Below are 16,429 nucleotides of genomic sequence, written 5' to 3' on the forward strand. Positions count from 1 at the left end.
TGAGCAAAAACCCTTTGTCTGTGTTATAATGCCAAAGTCGTGATAATTTAAAGAGAAGAGGTGCACGAATGAATAATTTTGATATATTCCGCTTCAAACCGTTTATCAATGAAGCGTTAACCGCAAAGGGCTTCAAACAGCCCACAGAGGTCCAGGAACGTTTGATTCCTTTAATTGCAAAAGGAAAAAATATCATTGGGCAATCTCAAACTGGTACAGGAAAAACACATACGTTTTTGTTGCCTTTGTTTGAAAAAATCAATGCAGAAAAAGAGGAAGTACAAGTTGTTATTACAGCTCCAAGTAGGGAACTAGCTGCACAGATCTATGAAGCAGCTACACAAATCGCTAAATTTTCTACACCGGAGATCCGTGTCTCGAATTTTGTCGGCGGTACAGACAAACAGCGTCAATTAAATCGTCTGCATCACCAACAGCCACAGGTCGTAGTAGGCACGCCTGGTAGAATATTAGACATGATGAATGAACAAGCGCTGAAGATTCACACCGCATTTGCATTTGTTGTCGATGAAGCGGATATGACATTGGATATGGGTTTTTTAAATGAAGTAGACCAAATTGCAAGTCGATTACCAGAAAAGCTGCAGTTTTTAGTTTTTTCTGCCACTATTCCAGAAAAACTTCGTCCATTCTTACGAAAATACATGGAAAATCCAATCATTGAAGAAATCAAACCAAAAGCAGTTATTTCTGAAGACATTGAAAATTGGCTGATTTCAACAAAAGGTAAAGATGAGAATCAAATGATTTATCAACTGCTGACAATTGGTCATCCTTATTTAGCAATCGTATTTGCCAATACAAAACAGCATGTGGATGAAATTGCCGATTACTTGAAAAACCAAGGCTTGAAAGTAGCAAAGATTCATGGAGACATCACCCCAAGAGAGAGAAAACGAGTGATGCGACAAGTACAGAATCTGGAGTATCAATATGTTGTAGCGACTGATTTAGCTGCTAGAGGGATCGATATCGAAGGTGTTTCTCATGTTATCAATGCAGAAATTCCAGAAGATCTAGACTTCTTTATCCATCGTGTCGGACGTACTGGACGTAATGGCTTAAAAGGAACGGCCATTACGTTATATTCGCCAAATGATGAGCAAGCCATTGATGCGATAGAAAAATTGGGCGTCTCATTTGAACCAAAAGAAATCAAAAACGGGGAAATCGTCAAAACATACGATCGTAATAGACGTGCCAAACGAGAAAAATCAAAAGATGTATTAGATCCCACGCTGATTGGTCTTGTGAAGAAGAAAAAGAAAAAGATCAAGCCTGGTTATAAGAAAAAAATCGATTGGGCAATTGCAGAAAAAAATAAAAAAGAACGCAAAATCGAACGCAGACAGCAAAGCCGTACTGCTCGTAAAAATAAGAAAAATTCACATAAATAAAAAACAAGAGGTTGTGACAAAAGGCGTGTCACAATCTCTTGTTTTTAAGCTAGACTTTTTTCCATTCCGATACAAAGTACTTCATCTTCAATAAAAGGTTCTGTGCAAGTATGATACCCTTGTTTTTCATAAAAATCTACAGCCGTCATTTCAGCTACTACATAACTAGTCTGACAACCTTCTGAAACCGCCCGTTTTTCAGCAGCTTCAAGCAACTGACCGCCTAACCCTTTTCCTCGGTATTCTTTTGCTACGCAAAATCGTTCCGGCTTGAAGCAAGTAGGTGTTTTCTTTTCATAACGCAAAGTAGCTACTGGTCTTTTTTGATCAAGAAATAGATAATAGGTTTGTTGCGGGATATCTTTTCCGTCGAATTCTAGTTCTGCAGGAATCCCTTGTTCTAATACAAAAACTTGATATCTCAAAAAGCAGCTAGCTGCGCGTATCCATTCATCCGCTCCAACTATTTTTTTCATCATATTCCTCCTTGTCATGAATAGCAGAGATGTATTGATTCCTTTATTCTTATCGTACCAAAAATCGTGGAGTATGACCAAAAGGAAATGAAAATAAAAATTGAGATATTGACAGTGATCAATAGAATGCGTATACTAATTAAGTACGAAAAGGATATGATTTGTTTTTTAAGACTCACAGAAAATTCTTTCTTGGCTGAAAAAAGAATAGTCACTAATCAAATTGCTCCCTTTTTCTATTTTGGTAGAAATACCGACGCAGCTCAGCGTTATCGAGTTTAAGAGGTAATGATTACACATCATTGCAATCAAGGTGGTACCGCGAGTTTTCGTCCTTGGCTGTGATGGTGTTTTTTTGTATTTAATTTATAGAAAGCAGGTAATGACATGAAACAATTAAGTAGTGCACAAGTTCGACAAATGTTTCTTGATTTCTTCCAATCTAAAGGACATACGATTGAACCTAGTGCGTCTTTGATCCCCGTGAACGATCCAACCTTATTGTGGATCAACTCTGGTGTTGCAACATTGAAAAAATATTTTGATGGTTCAGTTGTGCCAGAAAATCCAAGAATCACAAATGCCCAAAAATCTATTCGAACAAATGATATCGAAAATGTCGGTAAAACAGCACGGCACCATACGATGTTTGAGATGCTGGGTAATTTTTCGATTGGTGACTATTTCAAAAATGAAGCCATCCACTGGGCATGGGAATTTTTGACTGATCCAAAATGGATGGCATTCGATCCAGAAAAACTTTATGTAACAGTTTATCCAAAAGATACAGAAGCAAAACGCATCTGGCATGAAGAAGTTGGCCTGCCACTAGATCACATTATTGATGTAGAAGACAACTTCTGGGATATCGGTGCAGGCCCATGTGGTCCGGATACGGAAATTTTCTATGACCGTGGAGAAGCTTATAACGATTTAGCAGAAGACGATCCTGAAAACTATCCAGGAGGAGAAAATGAACGTTATTTAGAAATCTGGAACTTAGTATTTTCAGAATTCAACCATAAGCCTGATAACACATTTGAACCACTTCCTCATAAAAACATTGATACGGGGATGGGATTGGAACGCATGGTCTCAATCGTTCAAGATGCGCCAACGAACTTTGAGACAGACTTGTTTATGCCTATTATCCACGCCGTAGAAAAGCTAAGCAAACAAGTAAAATATGGTGAAAACCCAGTAACAGATATTTCTTACAAAGTAATCGCAGATCATATTCGCGCCCTTTCATTTGCTATTGGCGACGGTGCATTGCCATCGAATGAAGGGAGAGGGTATGTCTTACGCCGTTTGCTTCGTCGTGCTGTCATGCATGGGAAAAAATTAGGTATTGAACAAGCATTCTTATATCGTTTAGTCCCTGTTGTTGGGGAAATCATGGTAAGTTATTATCCTGAAGTACTTCAACAAAAAGAATTTATTGAAAAAGTTATCCGTACAGAAGAAGAACGTTTCAATGAAACAATCAATGAAGGTTTGGAAATCTTAAATCAAGTGATCCAAGAAGTAAAAAACGAAAACGGGACGACTCTAGCAGGAAAAGACATCTTCAAACTATACGACACATATGGCTTCCCGGTAGAATTAACGGAAGAGGTGGCAGAAGATGAAGGACTGAAAGTTGATCATGCTGGTTTTGAAAAAGAAATGGATGCACAACGCGAACGTGCTCGCTCTGCCCGCAGTACTGAAAAATCAATGGGGGTACAATCTGCTTTATTGACAGATATCAAAGTAGAAAGTAAATTCATTGGATACACAGAACAAGAATCAGATAGTCAATTATTGGTCATCGTTAAAGGTGAGTCTCTTTTGAATGAAGTCGCAGAAGGTGAAGCTCAAATGATCTTTGATCAAACACCTTTCTATGCAGAAATGGGTGGGCAAGTAGCGGATCAAGGATGGATCATGAATGAAGTAGGCGAAATCGTAGCAGTTGTTACAGATGTTCAAAAAGCGCCTAATGGTCAATTTATGCACACCGTAGAAGTAAAAGCACCAATGAGTGAAGGACAAACCTATCATCTATTGATTGATCAATCGATGCGCAATCGGATCATCAAAAACCATACAGCAACCCATCTACTGCACAAGGCATTGAAAGAAGTACTTGGCGAGCATGCAAATCAAGCTGGTTCTTTAGTCGCTCCTGGACATTTACGATTCGACTTTACCCACTTTGGTCAAATCACTTCAGATGAATTAGCTGAAATGGAAAGAATCGTCAACGAAAAAATCTGGGAAGCTATCCCAGTTGAAACAATTGAAACAGATATCGATACAGCCAAAAACATGGGTGCAATGGCTTTGTTTGGTGAAAAATACGGACATGACGTTCGAGTAGTAAATATTGGCGGCTGGTCAATCGAACTGTGCGGAGGCACACATGTAGCAAATACAGAAAACATCGGAATCTTCAAAATCGTTTCTGAATCAGGAATTGGTGCAGGCGTGCGACGAATCGAGGCTGTAACAAGTAAAGAAGCGTACGAACTACTTGAAGAAGAAGAAAAACAACTAAAACAAGTAGCAACAATTGTTAAATCACCTCAATTGAAGGAAGTTGTTTCAAAAGCGGAACAATTGCAACAGCAAGTAAGAGAGCTACAAAAGGAAAATGAACAATTAGCTAGCAAGTTAGCGAATCAACAAGCTGGTGATGTATTCAAAGATCCAGAAACGATCAATGGAAAAACAATCATTGCAGCACAAGTAAAAGTGAAAGATATGAATCAGCTGCGTCAATTAGCTGACCAATGGAAACAAAAAAATATTTCAGATATTCTTGTTTTAGCAAACGAACAAGAAGGAAAAGTCAGTCTGCTAGCGGCAATGACGAAAGAATCAAATGAAGCTGGACTAAAAGCTGGCGACTTGATTAAAGCAATCGCACCGAAAGTAGGCGGTGGCGGTGGTGGACGTCCAGACATGGCACAAGCTGGCGGGAAAAATCCTGCTGGTATTCCAGATGCACTTAAAGCTGCGAAAGAATGGGTTGCGCAACAATAGGGCGTTTACGTTTGACAGAAAAACAAAAGTTCAAACATTGAACGAAACATGATTATGGGGGCGAAGACAAACAAGTCTTGCCCTCATACTTTTTTCAATTGGCTGGCGCATCTAATCAAATGGTCGGATTCGGATGGTCTTTAGTTGACGAAAGTGACAGAAATTTTTACGATTAGTATAAATAAAAAGGGGTGAAAAAATGAATAGTAGAAATAAGACCTTTCGACTAGTCTTACGTGCGATCTTGTTAGCAATCATCATCGTACAAGCGATGGTTCCTTGGCTGGGGTTTATTCCATTAGGATTCATTAGTTTAACAATTATCCATATCACAGTAATTATTGCTGCAGTAGTATTAGGCCCAAAAGATGGCATGGTGATTGGCTTGTTTTGGGGAATCGCTACAATTGTTCGTGCCTATGCCATGCCAACAACGCCATTTGATACATTAGTGTTCACGAATCCGATTATCTCGGTAGTTCCCAGAGTACTTGTTGGCTTAGTAGCAGGCTTGGTTTTCCACTGGATTTATCAAAAAAATAAATCAATAACGATCAGCTCAGCCTTTGCAGGGGTACTGGGTTCATTGGTCAATACAGTCTTAGTGTTAGGATTCATGGGATTATTTTATACAGGTGCAACGGCAGATGCCTATGGTGTAGATTCTGCTCTTTTATTTAAAACCTTAGCAGGGGTTGCAGCAATCAATGGGATACCAGAAGCAATAGGTGCGGGAATCATAACACCATTACTAGCAAAAGCGTTATTTGCAGCAACACCGTTGAAACCAGAATAATGACCATCTTTTAATAGTAATAGGACGCACGATAGATAGAAAAAGGAAGAGAGGAGAGGAAAACAATCGTCCTCTCCATCTTTTTACCTGAGCAACAAGCAAACTAGAAGGGGTAAAAAACTTGGCTAAGAAACAAGAAGAAAAAAAGAAACAAATACCGCAACAGCGGACAAAAAAAGGAGTACTAGCGGGTATCTTAGGATTGGTTACGAATCTGATCTTGTTTGTCTCTAAGCTAATGATCGGGCTTTTTTCAGGAAGTGTCTCCATTATGGCTGATGCAGTGAACAGTCTATCAGATACTGCTTCATCCATATTGACTTTGATCGGATTTAAAATTGCTGCAAAGCCAGCAGATCAGGAACATCCTTATGGACACGAACGCTTCGAATATATCAGTGGGTTATTTGTTTCGATCATCATTACTTATGTAGGATTTCAATTTTTAGAGTCTTCTGCTGAAAAAATCATCCATCCAGAAAATGTCTCTTTAACACCCATCGTCTTTTTTGTCCTAATCATTTCCATCTTTTTGAAATTTGCACAAGGCAAAATGTATCAGGTTATTGCGCAATCCATTGATTCTGAAACATTGAGAGCTACAGCAACAGATAGTTATAATGATGTCTTTACTACACTGGCTGTATTGCTTTCAGCAGCAATCGAATGGGTAACTGGATGGCGTATCGATGGATATATAGGTTTTGCTTTAGCATTATATATCCTTTATAGTGGATTGACGATGCTTCGAAATTTTGTATACGAACTATTAGGAAGTCGCCCAACGCCAGCAGAGATTGAAGAAATGGAAGAGCATTTAAATGCTTGCGATGATATACTTGGCTATCATGATTTATTGGTGCATAACTATGGACCCAATAAACGCTTTGCATCAGTCCACATCGAAGTAGATGAATCAATGAATTTGAATGTGGCTCATAAGATTATTGATCTGATAGAAAAAGACTTTAAAAAGTCTTTGGATGTGGAACTTGTCTGTCACTTGGATCCAATGCCTGTTGATAACGAAAAATACTATAATATCTTGCGGCAGTTAAAGCAAATTCTTCTTGAAACAGGTACAGGGCTTAATATTCATGATTTTAGAGTAATTCATCAAGGAAAAACGCTGCAATTTGATGTAGTGGTCCCTGAGAAATTCCAGTTTGATGATACAGAACTAGAAAGAATCTTACGTAGTCAAATAGAAGAAAAAATCGGAGATTACCAATTGGAAATTACGTTTGATCACAATTATCTTTTATATTAAATGAGAAACTATAAAAAGACTCCTTAAAGTTTTTAATTTAAAGAGTCTTTTTTTCTTTTAATTGTTTATGGAGAGCCTGACGTGCAAGATTATCTGCTCCTTTATTTTTGTTTTCGGGCAACCATTGCAGGATCAATAAAGAAAATTCGGATAGAAGTTCTTGGATTCTTTGAAGGTAGGGAAGGAAGAGCTCGTTCTTCGTTGCGTTTTTGTCGACCGTAGAAACTAGTGTTTTGCTGTCTGAAAAACAGAAAATCGTTTCATTCTGTAAGTCGTTTTTCTTTAGAAATTCTAAAGTTTTTAAAAAGACTTCGAACTCTGCTTGATGGTTTGTCCCTATAGAAAGCGGGATAGATAGCTGTTCTTGTTTACCTTGATAGACAATCAAGATTCCGCCTCCACTAGGACCAGGGTTGCCTTTTGTAGAGGCATCAATGTATACTTTTAACATAAAAAGAGATTCTCCTTTTTGTTCAAACTAATGTTATGGTAAGATTATATCATTACTGAATCGGTGAGAGGTTAGAGAATGAAAAAAAATATTCGATGGCAGCCTGAACTGGCACATACGATCATCTATTGGTCATTGACCTTGATCATTCTGTTTTTTAGTCTGATTCTTTCTTTAGAAAACACAGGTCCTTATTGGAAAAGCAATTTTGTTTTAGGTATTTTTCTTGTTTTTCTATTTCTAGGTTTGCGACGTTCTTTTATTTTAAAATCAAACTCTGTGATTATACGTTATGCTGCTTTTTGGAAAGACCGAGAAATATCTGTCGGACAGATTCGATCTTTGACGCCAACTAATACTGGGGTGCAAATGATGTTGCAAGATGAGAAAGCCCCATCTGTTTTCATGATGCGAAAAAAAGATCAAGTAGTCCTTTTTGATCATTTTGAAAAAAACGGACCCAAATCAGAATCAATTCCTTATCCTTATACGAAAAAAAGAAAAAGCTAATTTTAAAAATCAGAACCTAAAAAAACGAATTTTTACAGGAAAAGAAAAGAGTGAGACGTACGGTTCATCCCGTTTAGCGTCTCACTCTATTTGTTTATCTATTCATGCATACTAGTATCGGTAGTCTGAACGTTGCCTTTCTTGACATGGGCAGCTTGTGTTCCTCGATTCCCTTCGATGATCTCAAATTCGACCACTTGATTTTCTTCCAAAGTTTTGAATCCCTCTTCTTCAATCGCAGTAAAATGTACAAAAATTTCTTCTGTGTCATCATAACTGATAAAGCCGTATCCTTTTTTGTTGTCAAACCATTTTACAATTCCTGTGGTCAAAGCACTCACGACCTTTCTAAAGTCTGATCATAGCCTTCATTATAAAGAGTATTTATAAGTACGTCAAATAAATTAAAAACCTGTAATTTTATGTTTTTTTTCTGAATAAAAAAAGGTATAATTGGCATATCTTAACAAAGAAGACATTTTGTTGAATAAAGTTCGTGAAAAGGGGTAATCAAATGAAGAATGATCTGCAAATTTCACAAGAAACAGAGCTAGAACCGATTGTTGAAGTGGCTAGTAAATTAGATCTTAAGGAAGACGATTTGGAACTGTATGGGAAATATAAGGCGAAAATCAATTTTTCTGGAATCAATCGATCAAAGGATAACGCTGAGGGGCATTTGATCTTAGTTACTTCCATCAATCCAACACCAGCTGGCGAAGGAAAGTCAACGATCACTGTAGGGTTAGGAGACGCGCTCAATAAAATCAATAAAAAATCTGTTATTGCATTGCGAGAACCCTCACTTGGTCCTGTGATGGGAATCAAAGGTGGTGCTGCAGGCGGAGGATATGCACAGGTATTGCCTATGGAAGATATCAACTTGCATTTTACTGGTGACATGCATGCTATCACAACAGCTAATAATGCATTATCTGCTCTTTTAGATAATCATATTCATCAAGGAAATGAATTGAACATCGATGCCCGCCGAGTGATTTGGAAACGGGTAGTCGATCTCAATGATCGTGAACTGCGTAAAGTAATTGTTGGCTTGGGTGGGCCAATCCAAGGTGTTCCAAGAGAAGATGGGTTTGATATCACAGTTGCCAGCGAAATCATGGCTATCTTGTGTCTTGCGGCAGACCTTGAAGATTTAAAGGCTCGTCTTGCAAGGATCGTTGTCGGCTATACATTTGACCGTCAGCCTGTGACTGCTGGAGACTTGAAAGCAGAAGGCGCTCTGGCATTACTGCTGAAAGATGCAATCAAGCCGAATCTTGTACAAACAATTTACGGAACACCAGCTTTTGTCCACGGGGGACCGTTTGCCAATATCGCTCATGGCTGCAATAGTATTTTAGCTACCAAGACAGCATTGAGATTAGCAGATTACGTTGTCACAGAGGCAGGATTTGGTGCAGATCTTGGCGGAGAGAAATTTTTAGATATCAAAGTACCTAACTTGAAAAAAGCGCCGGATGCTGTGGTGATTGTCGCCACTGTCCGTGCATTGAAAATGCATGGCGGAATGAAAAAAGATGAACTTAAAAATGAGAATCTTGATGCTTTGAAAGTAGGTTTTGCAAATTTAAAGCGCCATATACGTAATATGGAACAATATCAGCTACCTGTGATCGTCGCAATCAATGAATTCGTAACAGATACAGACAATGAACTCACACTGTTGGAGCACTTGTGTGAAAATCAGGGGATTATTGCCAAGAGAGCGAGTGTATGGGCAGATGGAGCAGAAGGCGGCGTTGATTTAGCAAAAGCTGTAGTACGATTGATTGATAGAAAAGAAGCTAATTACAAGCCATTATACCGCCTAGAAGAAACGATACAAGAAAAGACAGAAACAATCGTCAAGAAAATTTACGGAGGAAATGGTGTTGTTTTCAGCAAAAAAGCGCAAAAACAAATAGAAGAGTTTACGAAGAATGAATGGGACAAACTGCCGATTTGTATGGCAAAAACACAGTATTCATTTTCTGATGATCCTTCACTGCTAGGTGCACCGGAAGATTTCACCATCACGATCCGCGAAATCATCCCAAAATTAGGGGCAGGATTTTTAGTAGCCTTGACTGGAGATGTTATGACGATGCCTGGTTTGCCTAAAAAACCTGCTGCATTGAATATGGACGTGACAAATGACGGAGAAGTGTTGGGATTGTTTTAAGCTTGATTATAATCTACCGTATACTAAATAACTTTCATTAAACATCGAAGGAGCTGTATTTTGACTACAGCTTCTTTTTTTAGACGATAGGGAATTAATTTTGTTTACACTAGGATCATTCTTTTTCTTTATTGTATTTTGAGCTATACTAAAGCATAATAGGAGGGTATGATGAAAACGACATTTATAAGAAAAACCGGTTTTTACGGTATGGGTAGCTCGATTCAGCTAAGAATCAACGATGAAAAACGCAGTGTTCTCAGTCATGAACAAAAGATAACGCTTGATCTGGAAGTGCCCTTTACGATGCAGGTCACCTTTTATTGGCTAAAAAGCCCCGTTTATACAGTGAAAGAAGCAAAGCCTGCTTATGTGATCACAATGAATTACTTGATTCTTCAAATCTATCCGTTTTTATTTCTAGCAACTGGGTTGGGGGCCGTTTTCCTACAAAATTTATTTTTCAGTTTTTTTGCAGTTATTGTGTTGATTGCGTTCTTTTTCTATATAAAAAACCGGGCATATTTGATCAAGGAGGAAAATTATGGCAAACTCTGATCTTTTTTTAATCAGTTTCAATCGAATCGAAAAATGGATGAGAGACGAGATGGGAAATGCACGAAATATGGGATTTACCGAACTTGTCAGACGCCTAGCTCAAAGAAAACAATTAATGATCAGAAAATACGAAGATGATCTTTTACAGCTTGCTCAGTTAAGGAATGCGATCGTCCATGATCGGATCGCAGTCGATTTTGTCATTGCAGAGCCAAATGATTGGACAGTCAAGCGAATCCAGCTGATCGAACAAGAACTGATTCAGCCTGAAACCGTGCTGCCTCGATTTGCAAAACGTGTAACAGGTTTTGAACAAGATCTTCCGTTACTTGAACTGTTAAAGATAGTAGCAGAAAAAAGGTATTCACAATTTCCGTTATACAATAAAGGAAAATTTGTAGCATTGATTACTTTACGTAATATCGGGTTTTGGCTAGCAAAAGAAAGCCAAAAAGGTCCGGTTGATTTAACAAATAAACGAGCGTTGGATTTGATCATCCAAAACGGAAAGTACACAAATTATCATTTTGTTCCAGCTAAAACACATATTTACGAGGTTGAAGCGATGTTTCGTGAGCAAGGGACTTTGGAAGCCGTACTTATCACTAAAGATGGGAATCCCGATGGTAATCTGCTCGGGATCGTACGACCTCGTGATATTTATAAACAAATAGAAAAGGATTGATTTTTTGTTAATTATTTATTGGATATTCAGCGCTTTGCTAGTAGGAGTGGATCAGTTGGTCAAATGGTGGATCACTGATAATCTAGCGCTTGGAGAGACGAAAAATCTTATACCAGGTATTTTGTCACTGAATCATATTCGAAACACTGGAGCCGCATGGAGTATGCTAGAAGGGAAGATGTGGTTCTTTACTATAGTGACACTCATTGCAGTCGTTGTGATTCTCACATTGATGATTAAAAATCGTGAAAAAGGTAATCGCTGGTTCATGATTGGATTGAGTTTGGTTCTAGCTGGTGCGATTGGCAATTTTATCGATCGTATTCGTCTTGGCTATGTAGTAGATATGTTCCAGACAGATTTTATGAGCTTTCCGATTTTTAACGTAGCAGATGTGACACTTGTATGTGGAGTGATTTGTATATTAATTTATATTATTTTAGATGAAAAGGATCAAAGAAAAAAATGACAGAACTTAAAACGACGATTCACCATGAATCTGGTAGGATCGATAAAGTATTGACTAATTTATTCACCGATTACAGTCGTTCGCAAATTCAGCTGTGGCTGAAAAATGGAGCGGTTTCTGTCAATGGACAGCCAGTCAAAGCAAATTACAAAGTAAAACAAGGAGACGAGATTACTGTCTTGATCCCCGAACCAGAAACATTAGATGTGGTCCCAGAAAATATCCCGTTGACGATCGTTTACGAAGATGAAGATGTAGCGGTGATAAACAAACCTCAAGGAATGGTCGTTCATCCTTCAGCAGGTCATACGCATGGCACAATGGTCAATGCGCTGATGTACCATATCAAGGATCTTTCTACGATCAACGGCGTTATTCGTCCAGGTATTGTTCACCGAATCGACAAAGATACTTCCGGACTGCTAATGGTTGCCAAAAATGACCAGGCACACGAATCATTAGCTCAGCAATTAAAAGATAAGACCTCTTTGCGCAAATATGTTGCTTTAGTCCATGGAGAGATTCCTCACGAAAAAGGAACCATCAATGCGCCAATCGGCCGTTCGAAGGAAAACCGGAAAATGCAGGCGATAAGAGAAGATGGGAAGCCGGCTGTCACACATTTTACTGTATTGGAACGTTTCGAAGGATTTACTCTGGTTGAATTAAAACTAGAAACCGGAAGAACACACCAGATCCGTGTGCATATGAAGTATATCGGTTATCCGTTAGCTGGAGATCCAGTATACGGACCGAAGAAAACTTTGAAAGGCAATGGTCAGTTTCTCCATGCGCAAATGTTAGGTTTTACGCACCCGACTACAAACGAAAAGATGATCTTTGAAGCACCTCTTCCAGAAGTTTTTGAAAAAACTTTAGAAAAATTAAGAAAAAACATTGCATTTTAATTTAGATAACGGTATAGTAATTAACAACGAAAGCATAAAACTTAATAGAATTCCTTTAAGTTTAGTCCCGTGAGGCTAAGAAGGGTGGGAGCAAGGATACGTATGGTGCGCCATAAGTAGATTGCTCATTGACATAGTATAGCTATCAGTGTATCAGTATACGCTCAGTCTAAACATTCCTCCTGTCCTCTTAGGGCAGGAGTTTTTTTATGCAAAAAAGTAGGGGGAATGAATATGCAAGCAAAAGAAGTAGTAGATCAGGTAACGATGAAGCGAGCATTGACTCGAATTACTTACGAGATTATCGAGAGAAATCATAGTATCCAAGATATTGTATTAGTAGGTATCAAAACACGTGGAATCTACATTGCATCAAGAATTGCCGAACGCCTGAAGCAGCTAGAAGATATCGATATTCCTGTAGGAGAACTGGATATCACTTTATACCGAGATGACAAAAAAGAAAATCCAGAAGAACCGGAACTTCATTCTTCTGACATCCCAGTTTCCTTAGAAGGAAAAGAAGTTATTTTGATTGATGATGTTTTGTATACAGGACGAACGATTCGAGCAGCAATGGACGCAGTAATGGATTTTGGCAGACCAAGAAAAATTTCATTAGCAGTCCTAGTCGATCGTGGGCATCGAGAATTGCCAATCCGTGCAGATTATGTTGGGAAGAACATTCCAACATCTCGGGCGGAAGAGATTTTAGTAGAGATGCAAGAGCTTGATGGACAAGATCGCATCATGATTTTGAAAGAGGAAGATTAGAGGAGAGAGAAACATGTCGGAGAAAAAAGGATTTCATAATGATGACGTGGTGTTAGATATCCACGATCGCCCAACCCCAGGACATTGGGTAGGATTAAGTTTACAACACTTGTTCACGATGTTCGGAGCAACCGTGTTAGTCCCCATCTTAGTAGGTATCGATCCAGGTATCGCGCTAGTCAGTTCAGGACTAGGTACATTGGTGTACTTATTTACTACTAAAGGAAAGATACCTGCGTACTTAGGAAGCAGCTTCGCTTTCATTGCAGCGATGCAGTTTTTGATGAAAACAGATGGTTATCCAGCGATTGCACAAGGAGCAGTCACAACTGGATTAGTCTATTTGATTGTTGCGCTGATCATCAAAAAGATCGGTTCAGCATGGCTGGATAAAATCTTGCCTCCAATCGTCGTCGGTCCAGTCATCATGGTTATCGGGTTGGGACTTGCGGCAAATGCAGCAACAAATGCTATGTATAATCAGGGCACGTATGATTTCAAGTATATTGCTGTAGCGCTGATCACATTAGGATTGACCATTTTCTTCAACATGTGGCTAAGAGGTTTTCTCGGATTGATTCCGATTTTACTAGGTATCATTAGCGGATACATCGTAGCCTTGCTGTTTGGAATCGTGGATACTAAGCCAATCGTAGACGCTGCCTGGTTTGCTGTTCCTAACTTTGAGATTCCCTTTGTACAATATGAACCAAAGCTATATCTTGGAGCAATCACAACAATGGCACCCATCGCTTTTGTGACGATGACAGAGCATATCGGCCATCTTATGGTATTGAATAAACTAACTAAACGTAATTTCTTTGAAGAACCGGGTCTTCATAAGACGTTGACAGGTGATGGGTTAGCACAAATCGTGGCAGCCTTTGTCGGAGGTCCTCCTGTAACAAGTTACGGTGAAAACATTGGTGTTCTGGCTATCACACGTGTCCATAGCGTGTTTGTGATCGGTGGAGCTGCAGTATTTGCAGTCATTTTAGGATTCGTAGGAAAATTAAGCGCTTTGATTTTAAGTATCCCTGGACCAGTCATCTCAGGAATCAGTTTTATCTTATTTGGAGTAATTGCGGCAAGTGGAATGAAGATTTTAATCGAGAACAAAATCGATTTTGATAAAAAGAAAAATCTGTTGATTGCTTCAGTTATCTTAGTAGTAGGAATTGGCGGACTCGTCTTTGAAGTAGGCACATTTACATTGTCGGCAATGGCATTAGCAACTGTACTTGGCATCATTTTAAATCTTATCTTACCAGAAACTTCACGAAGCGAAGAAAACTAAGGAGGAAACATTATGATCATCAAATCAGAACGTATCAGCTTAAAGCATTTATTGACCGTTGAGGCACTTACTGATCAAGAAGTTATGGGCTTGATCCGCAGAGGGCAGGAATTCAAGCAAGGTGCTAATTGGACTCCGCAAAAGCGCCAGTACTTTGCTACAAACCTCTTTTTCGAAAATAGTACTCGCACACATAAAAGCTTCGATGTAGCGGAGAAAAAACTAGGGCTAGAAGTGATTGAATTTGAAGCAAGCACAAGCTCTGTCCAAAAAGGGGAAACACTATACGATACAGTACTGACGATGTCAGCATTAGGCGTAGACGTAGCGGTTATCCGTCATGGTGATGAGAACTATTATGACGAACTGATACAAAGTAAAACAATCCAGTGTTCGATTATCAATGGAGGAGACGGAAGCGGACAGCATCCAACCCAATGCTTGCTTGATTTGATGACCATTTATGAAGAATTTGGACATTTTGAAGGACTGAAAGTTGCCATCGTAGGTGATATCACTCACTCTCGCGTAGCTAAATCCAATATGCAGATGTTAAAACGTCTAGGCGCACAAGTATTCTTCTCAGGTCCTAGAGAATGGTACGACGATGAATTCGAAGTGTACGGACATTATATGCCATTGGATGAACTACTAGATCAAGTTGATGTCATGATGATGCTTCGGGTGCAACACGAACGCCATGATGGAAAAGAAAGTTTCTCAAAAGAAGGCTACCATCAGGAACATGGGTTAACAGTTGAGCGTGCGAAGAAGTTGCAAAAACATGCAATCATTATGCACCCAGCACCAGTTAACCGCGATGTAGAATTAGCTGATTCATTAGTGGAAGGATTACAGTCGCGGATCGTTCAGCAAATGAGCAATGGAGTATTCGTCAGAATGGCAATCTTAGAAGCAGTGCTAAATGGAAAAGCGTAATTATAGGAGGATGAAAAAATGAAAACACTCATTAAAAACGGTCAGATCAATACACGAAAAAATATGACGACACCAGCAGAAATTTGGATAGAAGATGGGCGAATCAAAGCAATCGGTACAGGATTCTCAGAAGCCGAATTTGATGAAGTGTTTGATGCAAAGGGACAATTGATCACACCTGGTTTAGTGGACGTCCATGTTCATTTGAGAGAGCCAGGATTTACATACAAGGAGACGATCGAAGCTGGGACTCGCTCAGCTGCTCGTGGCGGTTTCACTACTGTATGCGCGATGCCGAATTTAAATCCTGTACCTGATACGGCAGAAAAGCTGAGACAAGTATATGACATCATTAGAAAAGATGCAGTTGTGAAGGTATTGCAGTATGCGCCAATCACAGAAAATCTGCGAAGTGAGAAATTAGTTGATCAAGAAGCACTGATTGAAGAAGGTGCTTTTGCTTTCACAAATGACGGTGTAGGTGTCCAAACAGCTGGGACGATGTATCTGGCTATGAAAGAAGCTGCAAAAAACAATAAAGCCCTAGTAGCCCATACAGAAGATGAATCTTTATTATTTGGCGGCGTTATGCACGCTGGCAAGAAGGCAGAAGAACTTGGTCTTCCCGGGATCTTAAGCGTAACCGAGTCTTCTCAAATTGCT

Annotated in this window: 17 protein-coding genes; 14 read left to right on the forward strand and 3 right to left on the reverse strand. The window is 39.1% G+C overall.

Features of this window, described 5'->3' with window-relative positions:
- The first annotated feature begins 68 nt into the window (after window positions 1-68).
- Window positions 69-1,418, forward strand: a complete 1,350-nt coding sequence (locus DIZ30_RS09355; RefSeq protein WP_002289190.1) for a DEAD/DEAH box helicase — start codon at window positions 69-71, stop codon at window positions 1,416-1,418.
- 44 nt (window positions 1,419-1,462) lie between these two features.
- Here DIZ30_RS09355 and DIZ30_RS09360 read toward each other — a convergent pair whose 3' ends face one another.
- On the reverse strand, window positions 1,463-1,894 hold the full coding sequence (locus DIZ30_RS09360; RefSeq protein WP_002295842.1) for a GNAT family N-acetyltransferase: 432 nt from the start codon (window positions 1,892-1,894) through the stop codon (window positions 1,463-1,465).
- Between the two features lie 387 nt (window positions 1,895-2,281).
- On the opposite strand from DIZ30_RS09360, the gene alaS reads away from it, so the two are divergent.
- The 3 genes from alaS to DIZ30_RS09380 all read left to right on the forward strand — a co-directional run bounded on the left by alaS (window position 2,282) and on the right by DIZ30_RS09380 (window position 6,990).
- Window positions 2,282-4,924: an alanine--tRNA ligase gene (alaS, locus tag DIZ30_RS09370; RefSeq protein ID WP_002299704.1), complete on the forward strand. Its 2,643-nt coding sequence runs from the start codon at window positions 2,282-2,284 to the stop codon at window positions 4,922-4,924.
- A 199-nt stretch (window positions 4,925-5,123) separates the two neighbouring features.
- Window positions 5,124-5,720, forward strand: coding sequence for an ECF transporter S component (locus tag DIZ30_RS09375; RefSeq protein WP_002295844.1), 597 nt, complete (start codon window positions 5,124-5,126; stop codon window positions 5,718-5,720).
- A gap of 121 nt (window positions 5,721-5,841) precedes the next feature.
- Complete coding sequence (locus tag DIZ30_RS09380; RefSeq protein WP_002299705.1) at window positions 5,842-6,990, forward strand: cation diffusion facilitator family transporter; 1,149 nt, start codon at window positions 5,842-5,844, stop codon at window positions 6,988-6,990.
- Window positions 6,991-7,027: 37 nt separating this feature from the next.
- Here DIZ30_RS09380 and DIZ30_RS09385 read toward each other — a convergent pair whose 3' ends face one another.
- A complete protein-coding gene (locus DIZ30_RS09385) occupies window positions 7,028-7,441 on the reverse strand; it encodes a ribonuclease HI family protein (RefSeq protein WP_002295847.1) in 414 nt (137 codons plus the stop codon).
- A 78-nt stretch (window positions 7,442-7,519) separates the two neighbouring features.
- On the opposite strand from DIZ30_RS09385, the gene DIZ30_RS09390 reads away from it, so the two are divergent.
- Window positions 7,520-7,951 carry an EbsA family protein gene (locus DIZ30_RS09390; RefSeq protein WP_002295850.1) on the forward strand — a complete coding sequence of 144 codons (432 nt, stop codon included), beginning with the start codon at window positions 7,520-7,522 and terminating at the stop codon, window positions 7,949-7,951.
- Between the two features lie 98 nt (window positions 7,952-8,049).
- Here DIZ30_RS09390 and DIZ30_RS09395 read toward each other — a convergent pair whose 3' ends face one another.
- The gene (locus DIZ30_RS09395; protein WP_002303804.1) at window positions 8,050-8,283 is read right to left on the reverse strand and encodes a cold-shock protein; all 234 of its coding nucleotides are present in this window, start codon (window positions 8,281-8,283) and stop codon (window positions 8,050-8,052) included.
- Between the two features lie 182 nt (window positions 8,284-8,465).
- Here DIZ30_RS09395 and DIZ30_RS09400 point away from each other — a divergent pair, with 182 nt between their 5' ends.
- The 9 genes from DIZ30_RS09400 to DIZ30_RS13700 form a co-directional block, all read left to right on the forward strand.
- Complete coding sequence (locus DIZ30_RS09400) at window positions 8,466-10,136, forward strand: formate--tetrahydrofolate ligase (RefSeq protein ID WP_002299706.1); 1,671 nt, start codon at window positions 8,466-8,468, stop codon at window positions 10,134-10,136.
- A 171-nt stretch (window positions 10,137-10,307) separates the two neighbouring features.
- On the forward strand, window positions 10,308-10,694 hold the full coding sequence (locus tag DIZ30_RS09405) for a hypothetical protein (RefSeq protein ID WP_002299708.1): 387 nt from the start codon (window positions 10,308-10,310) through the stop codon (window positions 10,692-10,694).
- Complete coding sequence (locus DIZ30_RS09410) at window positions 10,681-11,379, forward strand: CBS domain-containing protein (protein WP_002295857.1); 699 nt, start codon at window positions 10,681-10,683, stop codon at window positions 11,377-11,379. Before DIZ30_RS09405 ends, DIZ30_RS09410 begins: the two co-directional genes overlap by 14 nt.
- A 4-nt stretch (window positions 11,380-11,383) precedes the next feature.
- Window positions 11,384-11,848 (forward strand): signal peptidase II, encoded by a 465-nt coding sequence (gene lspA, locus DIZ30_RS09415; protein ID WP_002299710.1) that lies wholly within the window; start codon window positions 11,384-11,386, stop codon window positions 11,846-11,848.
- Entirely contained in the window at window positions 11,845-12,756 is a 912-nt protein-coding gene (locus DIZ30_RS09420; protein WP_002299711.1) for an RluA family pseudouridine synthase, read from the forward strand. Before lspA ends, DIZ30_RS09420 begins: the two co-directional genes overlap by 4 nt.
- Before the next feature lie 234 nt (window positions 12,757-12,990).
- Window positions 12,991-13,530: a bifunctional pyr operon transcriptional regulator/uracil phosphoribosyltransferase PyrR gene (pyrR, locus tag DIZ30_RS09425; protein ID WP_002295862.1), complete on the forward strand. Its 540-nt coding sequence runs from the start codon at window positions 12,991-12,993 to the stop codon at window positions 13,528-13,530.
- Window positions 13,531-13,543: 13 nt separating this feature from the next.
- Window positions 13,544-14,827 carry a solute carrier family 23 protein gene (locus DIZ30_RS09430; protein ID WP_002300702.1) on the forward strand — a complete coding sequence of 428 codons (1,284 nt, stop codon included), beginning with the start codon at window positions 13,544-13,546 and terminating at the stop codon, window positions 14,825-14,827.
- Between the two features lie 12 nt (window positions 14,828-14,839).
- Window positions 14,840-15,766 (forward strand): aspartate carbamoyltransferase catalytic subunit, encoded by a 927-nt coding sequence (locus tag DIZ30_RS09435; protein ID WP_002288872.1) that lies wholly within the window; start codon window positions 14,840-14,842, stop codon window positions 15,764-15,766.
- Window positions 15,767-15,784: 18 nt separating this feature from the next.
- On the forward strand, window positions 15,785-16,429 hold a 645-nt coding region (locus DIZ30_RS13700; protein WP_234414798.1), incomplete at its 3' end, for an amidohydrolase family protein.

It is taken from the genome of Enterococcus sp. H57 (assembly GCF_003112495.1).
GTDB lineage: Bacteria > Bacillota > Bacilli > Lactobacillales > Enterococcaceae > Enterococcus_B > Enterococcus_B faecium.

Coding starts and splice junctions, on each gene's coding strand:
- DIZ30_RS09355 (WP_002289190.1), top strand. CDS start 69: ATGAATAATTTTGATATATTCCGCTTCAAACCGTTTATCAATGAAGCG.
- DIZ30_RS09360 (WP_002295842.1), bottom strand. CDS start 1,894: ATGAAAAAAATAGTTGGAGCGGATGAATGGATACGCGCAGCTAGCTGC.
- alaS (WP_002299704.1), top strand. CDS start 2,282: ATGAAACAATTAAGTAGTGCACAAGTTCGACAAATGTTTCTTGATTTC.
- DIZ30_RS09375 (WP_002295844.1), top strand. CDS start 5,124: ATGAATAGTAGAAATAAGACCTTTCGACTAGTCTTACGTGCGATCTTG.
- DIZ30_RS09385 (WP_002295847.1), bottom strand. CDS start 7,441: ATGTTAAAAGTATACATTGATGCCTCTACAAAAGGCAACCCTGGTCCT.
- DIZ30_RS09390 (WP_002295850.1), top strand. CDS start 7,520: ATGAAAAAAAATATTCGATGGCAGCCTGAACTGGCACATACGATCATC.
- DIZ30_RS09400 (WP_002299706.1), top strand. CDS start 8,466: ATGAAGAATGATCTGCAAATTTCACAAGAAACAGAGCTAGAACCGATT.
- DIZ30_RS09405 (WP_002299708.1), top strand. CDS start 10,308: ATGAAAACGACATTTATAAGAAAAACCGGTTTTTACGGTATGGGTAGC.
- DIZ30_RS09410 (WP_002295857.1), top strand. CDS start 10,681: ATGGCAAACTCTGATCTTTTTTTAATCAGTTTCAATCGAATCGAAAAA.
- DIZ30_RS09420 (WP_002299711.1), top strand. CDS start 11,845: ATGACAGAACTTAAAACGACGATTCACCATGAATCTGGTAGGATCGAT.
- pyrR (WP_002295862.1), top strand. CDS start 12,991: ATGCAAGCAAAAGAAGTAGTAGATCAGGTAACGATGAAGCGAGCATTG.
- DIZ30_RS09430 (WP_002300702.1), top strand. CDS start 13,544: ATGTCGGAGAAAAAAGGATTTCATAATGATGACGTGGTGTTAGATATC.
- DIZ30_RS09435 (WP_002288872.1), top strand. CDS start 14,840: ATGATCATCAAATCAGAACGTATCAGCTTAAAGCATTTATTGACCGTT.